The organism is Pleomorphochaeta sp. (assembly GCF_050031695.1).
Lineage (GTDB): Bacteria > Spirochaetota > Spirochaetia > Sphaerochaetales > Sphaerochaetaceae > Pleomorphochaeta.
Window position 1 is genome coordinate 1 of the sequence record NZ_JBNAIC010000074.1, and the last position, 8,200, is coordinate 8,200.

The 8,200-nt window shown below is 24.4% G+C and carries 7 protein-coding genes; all 7 read right to left on the minus strand.

The window, feature by feature from the left end:
• Nucleotides 1-150 precede the first annotated feature (150 nt).
• Genes ACPKM0_RS12370 through cas6 form a run of 7 tightly spaced genes read right to left on the minus strand, consistent with a single transcriptional unit; the run spans nt 151 to nt 8,088 of the window.
• Nucleotides 151-1,722 carry a hypothetical protein gene (locus tag ACPKM0_RS12370; RefSeq protein ID WP_472476385.1) on the minus strand — a complete coding sequence of 524 codons (1,572 nt, stop codon included), beginning with the start codon at nt 1,720-1,722 and terminating at the stop codon, nt 151-153.
• Nucleotide 1,723: 1 nt separating this feature from the next.
• Nucleotides 1,724-2,839, minus strand: coding sequence for a type III-A CRISPR-associated RAMP protein Csm5 (csm5, locus tag ACPKM0_RS12375; protein WP_472476386.1), 1,116 nt, complete (start codon nt 2,837-2,839; stop codon nt 1,724-1,726).
• Entirely contained in the window at nt 2,836-3,753 is a 918-nt protein-coding gene (gene csm4 / locus ACPKM0_RS12380) for a type III-A CRISPR-associated RAMP protein Csm4 (protein WP_472476388.1), read from the minus strand. The genes csm5 and csm4 overlap by 4 nt, the downstream gene beginning before the upstream one ends.
• Nucleotides 3,754-4,386: a type III-A CRISPR-associated RAMP protein Csm3 gene (gene csm3 / locus ACPKM0_RS12385; protein WP_472476389.1), complete on the minus strand. Its 633-nt coding sequence runs from the start codon at nt 4,384-4,386 to the stop codon at nt 3,754-3,756.
• Nucleotides 4,387-4,402: 16 nt separating this feature from the next.
• Nucleotides 4,403-4,840 (minus strand): type III-A CRISPR-associated protein Csm2, encoded by a 438-nt coding sequence (gene csm2, locus ACPKM0_RS12390; RefSeq protein WP_472476390.1) that lies wholly within the window; start codon nt 4,838-4,840, stop codon nt 4,403-4,405.
• Between the two features lie 13 nt (nt 4,841-4,853).
• The gene (cas10, locus tag ACPKM0_RS12395) at nt 4,854-7,199 is read right to left on the minus strand and encodes a type III-A CRISPR-associated protein Cas10/Csm1 (protein ID WP_472476391.1); all 2,346 of its coding nucleotides are present in this window, start codon (nt 7,197-7,199) and stop codon (nt 4,854-4,856) included.
• A 4-nt stretch (nt 7,200-7,203) separates the two neighbouring features.
• Nucleotides 7,204-8,088, minus strand: a complete 885-nt coding sequence (gene cas6, locus ACPKM0_RS12400; protein ID WP_472476393.1) for a CRISPR system precrRNA processing endoribonuclease RAMP protein Cas6 — start codon at nt 8,086-8,088, stop codon at nt 7,204-7,206.
• Nucleotides 8,089-8,200: the final 112 nt, after the last annotated feature.

An 8,200-nucleotide genomic window follows, 5' to 3' on the forward strand; every position in this document is an offset into this window, starting at 1 on the left:
TAATTCTAATTTGCCTATTACTACTATTTGAGACAACTTATTGGGAATAAATTTTGTTATATTCCCTAAATAATCTTTATATATTAACAATCCTGATTCATAATTTAATTTCCCGTTATTTGATACTAAATAAGCTATCATCTTTCATTCCTAACTAATAAAATAATCTCTTATTTTATTCATAAACAATTTATAATCTAATGAGTACTCATTAAATTGTTCTTTAGTAGAAATTAATTTACTAATTAAATTATCAATATCACATAAAGCTTTATCAATATTATTAGAAGAATCTAGTTTATTAAGAGTATTGTTTATTGCATATAAAGAAATTCCTTTTACACTATGAGCTATTGGTAATTTATTTCTTAAATCTTTAAATGCTGCAAAATCGGAATATTTATCCATAAATAACATATATTCACCAACAACTGTATCTATACTTATGTAATCTTTTACCCATCTTAACAAACACTTTCTTGTATTTCTATTCATAGGTAAATGTATTTTTTCTAAATCAGTATTAATTAATTTATTCTTAATGTCCTTATATTTATTAGTTATAGGATATAAGTTAATATTATTTTCTAAAAATAAATCAACTTCTATAAAACTTCCATATTTATTATTGAATGTCAAACTATCTAAATTAAGTGCTCTTACTATCATAAAATCAGCTAAAACATCCAAAAGAGCACTCATTAATGCCATAGTATAAAAATAATCTTTATTGTTTAAACTAAGCTTTATATTAGATAGAGTTTCATATAATAAATAAGGACAATTTATATTTGAATAGTCAAAACTATTAGGATCTGCGTCTAAAATATAATTTAAATTTCTTTCAATATTTATTATAATATCATTAAAAATATTACTTCTTCGTTTTATACTTTTTATTTTAATTAAAGCATCTTCAAATTTATAATTTTTTCTATATATAAAATAGTCGACTATATCAATAAGAGGTTCATAAATAGATAAATAACTGCCTTTAATAAAACTCTTTGCATAATCATAATTTCCTATACTTAGATAAGTTTCAAGTTGATTGAGTAAATTTTCCTTTTCAGTCTTCGAAAATTGATCCATTTCCTTGACAATTACATCACGATATTCATTTTTATTAGAAGCGTAAAATTGCTTTATACTAGGTTTTAACCTTGCACAACTTTGAGATAACCCCAATCCCATTGCAGGTGTACCCTGAGCAATTGATATTACCGTATTATCTAAATTCATTTTTGATAAGATTTCACTATATGTAGATATTATAACACTGTAATCAGAAGGATCTGCATCTATTAATACATATTTAAAAGTAATTTTTGGAAAGACCTTTTTACCAAATTCACCATTCAAGATATTTATCAACAAAAAAGTATCTGAATTTTTAATAGGATTTTGTTTAGTAATAAAACATAGGACTTCTGTAATCTCCTGATAACTAATTTGATTTATCTTATCTATTTCTGCCTTTAAAATTGGGAATTCTAATTTTTCTATATAATGCTTATTATTATCAGCATCTATAAATTCTATATCTTTTCCATTAACAATTTCTCCTTTATCATTAAAAATTTCACTTTTATTCTCTATAGAATTCACCAAATTTTTTAACTCAATAAAATAATTGTTCCTTTTTCTAAATACAAAAAGATTTGTGGATTTTTTGCAATGTAGTTGTAAATCACTATTTCCTAAATTAACTATAAGTCTCATATCAATCCTCAACTTCTGAAATTATACAATATCCTGGTAAAAAAAGGTTGTTTATAAGCGCATAGCTATTACCACCTTCAATATTAATTTTCTCATTCTTAATTTTTCTATTTATACTCATGTTTTGTTCTATATTATAAGTAATATTTTCTATTCCTGAAAATCTACCTAATTTTAATAAAGCACTATCATCTAATAAATTTTCGTTAATAATTTCACGCATAGAATCTTGTACTTTATTAGGAAGTTTGTATCTTTTCTCATTATAGTTTTGAATATAAAAATCATTTAAACTATTTAAAATTTCTTTAAACTTTGAAAATTTACTTAATTCAGAATAATTGTTTATTTCTGAGGATATAGATATTGTGCCTTTTAATGATACAGTTTTATTACTAATACATAAGGCATCAGACATTGATGTAAATACTGATAAAGGTTTTCTTTTTGTTTTAATTGATACTTCCCCTATATAGCCATTAATAGATGGACTTAAAAACTCAAAATCACTTACTTTAATAAATTTAAAAGGGTCATTTTTTACATCACCTTTTCTTACATTCATTACAAATGATTCAAAATCTTTTGTTTTTATATATTTATCTCTTCCACGAAAATTTTCAATATAATCATTTTCTTTTATATCTTTGTTAGAGACAATTGATTGAATTAGAGCTGTTCTTAGAGCTCCTTTTATTGATGATCCAGGGATATATGGTTTATCATTTATTTTTTTAACAATACTTTTTTCAATTGATTGAAAAGGTTTATTTTTTAGTAAATCTTCCCCTGATGATAAATAACTTAATGGTCGAGCAATAATATTTGGTATTTCAGTAGGATTATCCTTAAGAGTTTTCAATATCAAAGCTTTAGCTGTATTATCAAAGTGTTTAGCTCTTGTTTCAATTCCTTCTGAAACTGCATTAATATATTTTTCTCTATCTTTAGAATCCATTGTTTTTATCAAATTTAATAAGTTTATTTTATATAGTTTATTAGATTCCTTATCAAAAAATAATTCACCATATTCATAAGCATCTCCACTGTTTATAATAACGGGCGTCAAGATATTTATTTTTACATTATATGTTGTCCAGTTTTTTATTTTATTCATTTTTCTTCCTCATTATTCAAATACAAAGGAAAAGCATATCCATAACTACAGATATTTGAATTCTCTTGAACATTTTCAATTATTGAACCTTTTCCTACTGTAAATATTGACCCAGGTTCAAAAAATAAAATAGGGTATTTATTATAGTTTTTGTCACTAGATAAACATCTACCCACAATTCCAAAGTAATAATTACTTTGATAATATAATGGTTTTAAATCTTTTCCAGAACTTCTACTAAGAGTAGTAAATATTCCCCCAGTTTCATAACTAAACAATCTATCTTCTTTTTTAGATAATTTTTCAATTGTGATTGTAAAATTCCCTTTACCTACACTTTTATCACCACCTAGTCCAAAGATATTAAAATAATCTATAATTTTATTTAGAGTATTAATCCATTTAGTTTCTTCATTCAATAATTTTATATATATTACAAAAGTCTCATTTGAATATAAAAAAGTTTGATTAAATAAACCTCCATCATTTGCTATCCATGTATTTCTTGAAATAGAAGTTTTAATCTCATTAATTTCACGAATTTTAGGTTGTTTATCTATTTTTGCAAGCTTAATTTGATTAATATCAGTTTGATACTTAAACAAAACATCTAGGGGAATCCATTTATTTTTTTTATTGCTTTTAGCTAATTTTCTATTTTCCCTATCCTCAGTAAACGTAGTTTGCTTATTAGACTTTATAGGGGGTAATATTATTTTAGGAAAATATCCACTTGGCATCATATTACTAATTAAAAATGGGGGTTCTTTTTTAAATACTTCTACAAATTCACTTGCTGCATTTGGACCTTCTAAATCAGAAATTGCCCAAACCATCTGTCCCCAAATTTGATCAGCTGTAAATAAATTTGAAAATCCTGATTTTGGTTTAAGACATATTTTTAAGTTTTTCATTTATAACTCCAAATTTAGTTCTTCAGTACCCCAATATAAGTCTTTAAATTTCACTTTTCCATAACCTCTAGAACCACTTCCACCTAAAGTATCTTGTTCTAATAAATATAGCCCCTTAGTAATTAGTTCTTTAAAATCAGCTTCACTATCTGTGTCGAAAATTCTAATATTCATTTCAAAATCAAAAGATAGTCCTGGAATAACCCTTTCAATATTCCTTGGAGATTCAGCAGTACCTGATAATCTATCAATACTATTTTCTGATTTTTCTTCTGTTGGTAATATATTTTTGGATTTTATTTTTTCAATAGAACTTTTTGATAGAAAACAATCTCTAAAAACTATTCTTGTCATATTTGTTTTTGAAGTATCCCCAAATACTTTTGGGATAATATTATCAGTATTTTCGGTTGAAGAAGGTTTGCCATCAGGACATATTCCATAACTTAGTTCAAGTAAAGAACGTATTTTACCTTTTATTGAAGAACCAGGGATATATGGATATCCATCTATTGGATTTTTAATTACAGCAGAATCAATACCTCCAATATGAACTTCAGCATTTCCTGCGCCTATATGTAATCCGGTCAATATATCAATTATTCCATTAATTTTTACTATTTTCATACTCATATTTTCTAATTCTCCTTTAATTATATCTTTTATATGTTTGTTTTTTATTATTTTTTTGATAAGTATTAGTTCGTAAGCTAGTTGGTTTTGAATAATATTTGGTATATCCAATCAAAGCTTGATAAAATAAAATAAAATTGTCAAAATCTTTTAAATTATCTATTTGATCAACTTTTTTTACAATCTCGTTTCTAAAATCATTGTGAATAATATCGCGACCAACACTATAAGCTAATTTTGCTTTAGAAAAAGCAATTAATGGAAGTATATTTTCTTTAAAAGATTTTTCAGATTCTTCATCTCTATGTGCTTTTGTATGTAATAATAAAAAATCATCATAAAATTTCCTAATTTGAGTAGACGAAGCTTTTGATTTATTTCTTGCATCTTCCATTTCTTTTATCGCTATTTTCTCTGGTTCATTAGTTAATAGGTCTTTTGTTAATTCTAGCATATAATTCCTCCAATTATTCTCTAAATTCATACATAGTATGTATTAATGCAACTTTGAATTTTTCAATTTCTCTATAGTTTTTATAGTTATCAATGTGATCCAAAAAGAAATTAAATATTTCTATTTTTGCTTCTTCATCATCATTTTTTATATTTCTTATTAAATCATATCTAAGTTTAGATTGTACTGACCATTCTCTTATCTGATTTTTTAGAATTGTTGATTGATTTTCATTAAGATTCAATTCATTATCATTGGATAAAATATCATTTACATATTTATATACTCTATAAACAAAACTTGATGAAAGATCATATTCATTTCTAAATTTTGTTAATTTTGATATATCATCACTTAATATTCTTAATTCTTTTTCATCAAATAAAACATTAAAATATGAAGTACAATTTTTACCTTCTCTTTCTTTAGCTCTATCATCTAATTGAATATTAGCTTTTTCATTAAGTAATGCAAAAGGTTCATGATGATGCCCTACCACAATACCAGTTGAAAAATGAATATTTTTATTATTACAACAATATAATCTAAATTTTAACTTTAAGGTTTCTATAAAATCTATCGCTTGGTTCCATGGTAAAATAATAAATACATCGTCTCCGCCTGAAATTACGGTATATGCTTCAGGATAATCTTTTTCTAAAATATTTTTCACATATACATTAAAGAATTGATTTAGCAATCTAGATAAAGTTACATATCTCGAAATAGTATATATTTCTTTAGGAAAACCACTAATAAATATTTCACCTAGATTATCCACATCAATTTTTACATAAGCTAAAAATTTTTTACCTAATCCATCTTCACTTAAGCTTGCTTCAGCCATTTCTTTAAATGTATCTTCAGGGCTATGTGTATTTAAACGCCAAAGAGGATACTTTTCATTTGTATTACCCAATATATAAGAATAAAAATTTTCATCTAATATTTGATCTGCAATAGAAACATAAACACCTTTTACAATTTCATAACCTTTATATTTATTAAAATTAATAAAAGATTTATTTAATACATGAGCCCCTATGTTTTTAATTTTTTCACATTCATCACAATTTTCATAATTAGAATTTGTTACAATTCTTTTTCCACATATTGCACAACGACTACCTTTAATATCAATTTTATTATTTATAACTTCAATATCTTCTAAGCAATTGATAAATTTAGTAACTTTTTTAGAATTTAAATTAAAACCGACATCTTTCTGAGTTTCAACAAATTTTTCTTTTGAAAAAGAATCTATATCATAATTATTAAAATAAGTTAGAACACATAAAGACCCATCATATTTTTTAAAAAAGAATAATTCTTGTTCTTTAATAAATTCTTTTAATTTAATGTCTAATGAGATATCATTAGGTAATATAAAAGTAAATTTACCTCCTGCATCAATTAAATCTACAAAAGGAATAATATTAAGCTTTTCACATAAAGCTAATTTATAAGCATTACTTATAGCACTAATTATAAAAGATCTTCCTCTAAAAACTTTTGCAGCTCCCTTAAATGAACTATATTTGGATTGAAATATATATTGTTGAATACCGGAAACATCTGCTGCAAATATTTTAAATTTGGATAAATCTGTTGAATTAACCATTGCTAAAGCAAAAACCATAGTTGTAACACTATGATCATATAAAGAAATATCATTATACAAATCATTTGTAGCTGAAGGTATACACCAAGTATACTCTAACAATATATCTTTAAGCTTATTTACAAAATCATTCATTGAAAATTTATTTGGAAAACTATTTATTTTTGATATAAAACTATTCCAAAAAAACTTATAATCTATATCGATTTGATCACTCGTTTCTTCTATTGGATACTTAAATTTATTATCCTTGGGAATCGTATAATAATAGTTGCTTTTTATTGGTTTATTATCTATTTCTGTATTAATATTCGTAAAAATAGATCTTAGTGGTTTTTTATAATAAGAACCTTTTTCGTAAGCTTCTCTTTTATCGCCACGATCATTACTAGATGATATAATATCAGCTTCTGCTATTATTTGTGAATAATCATCTTTTGATGGATTGTGATGCGAAGCACTCGAAATATAGATTTTTTCCCAATCCAAGTCTATATCAAAGTTTATTTTATCAATTATTGGCTTAAAATCATTTATAAAAAAATCATAAGTCCATAACGCATGTCTATGTGTATATAATTTTGTTTGAGTATTTAATTTGGCTATATGACCTTCCATTTGTTTAATAGTATTATTAAAACAAGTTTCATCGCCTTTGTAAGCTCGTTGTTTAAATTTCCCAATATCATGTAATAATGCTGCGATAGCTACTTCATATTGAGATTTTATATCTATCACTTTATTAGTCCTCCTTTTTTACTCCAATCCTTCCAAGTCCCATACTTATATTTTTCCCAACATTAAATATTTCTGCAGAATTCAATAGTTGAGATTGATATTCATTAAGAGAATCATTGACTTTTATACTTCCAACAACTCCTCCAATTTTCAAAGCTTTTCTTTGTCGTGAAGAATAATAATTTAAATCTACCCATCTTTGATTGAGAGAAAAACTTTTTATGTTCTTATCATCATTTAATTTCAGAAATGAAGAATCTCCATATAAAGAATCAAGTAATACAATTCTTCTTTCAGAAGCAATTAACAAATTTTCGATAGTAATATTATTTAGAAAATGACCTTTTGACTTAATTCTACATGGAGTAATAAAGTCAATTGTAAAACTTTCATATCTATTTATATTTGTAGGCCAAACACTAGATTTTTTATCTATTAATTTAATATCAAAATTAAACAATTCACCAGTATTAGCATTTTTTATTTCTTCTATGTTAAATTTAGTTCGTGACTTAGAAACTCCATTTTCTCCTGCTTTTTCTAATGCTAAAGTAATATATGGAATATAATTTCTGCTAATTCCTATAAAAATAATTTGAATTGAAGCTTTATCCTTATCAAGTAAATCAACACTTAATGTAAAAGGATGTGGTGCTTTATTTCTACCTAATAAATTTATTTTATCCTTTTCTATTGGAGTTTCAAAAAAATTAGCATAAACACAGCTAGAATTTAACATGCAAGATTCACAAGTATTACTTTTTATAACACATGTTAAATTACGGAGTTGATATCCTAATACACTTCGTATTATAAAATTTGGCGATTTATTCCAAATTACAAGTTCTTCAAATTTAATTATATATTCTAGTTTTAAGTATTTAATCATAATGTTTCACAAAATTTAGTTATTATAATGATAACATGGTTCCTAACAAAAAAAAAGAAAAACTTTTTAGTAAATAATAATTATTATATAACAAATATATTATTATTTTTTA

Excerpts from the sequence above, each read along its gene's own strand:
- ACPKM0_RS12370 (WP_472476385.1), bottom strand. The coding sequence starts at position 1,722 with ATGAGACTTATAGTTAATTTAGGAAATAGTGATTTACAACTACATTGC.
- csm5 (WP_472476386.1), bottom strand. The coding sequence starts at position 2,839 with ATGAATAAAATAAAAAACTGGACAACATATAATGTAAAAATAAATATC.
- csm4 (WP_472476388.1), bottom strand. The coding sequence starts at position 3,753 with ATGAAAAACTTAAAAATATGTCTTAAACCAAAATCAGGATTTTCAAAT.
- csm3 (WP_472476389.1), bottom strand. The coding sequence starts at position 4,386 with ATGAGTATGAAAATAGTAAAAATTAATGGAATAATTGATATATTGACC.
- csm2 (WP_472476390.1), bottom strand. The coding sequence starts at position 4,840 with ATGCTAGAATTAACAAAAGACCTATTAACTAATGAACCAGAGAAAATA.
- cas6 (WP_472476393.1), bottom strand. The coding sequence starts at position 8,088 with ATGATTAAATACTTAAAACTAGAATATATAATTAAATTTGAAGAACTT.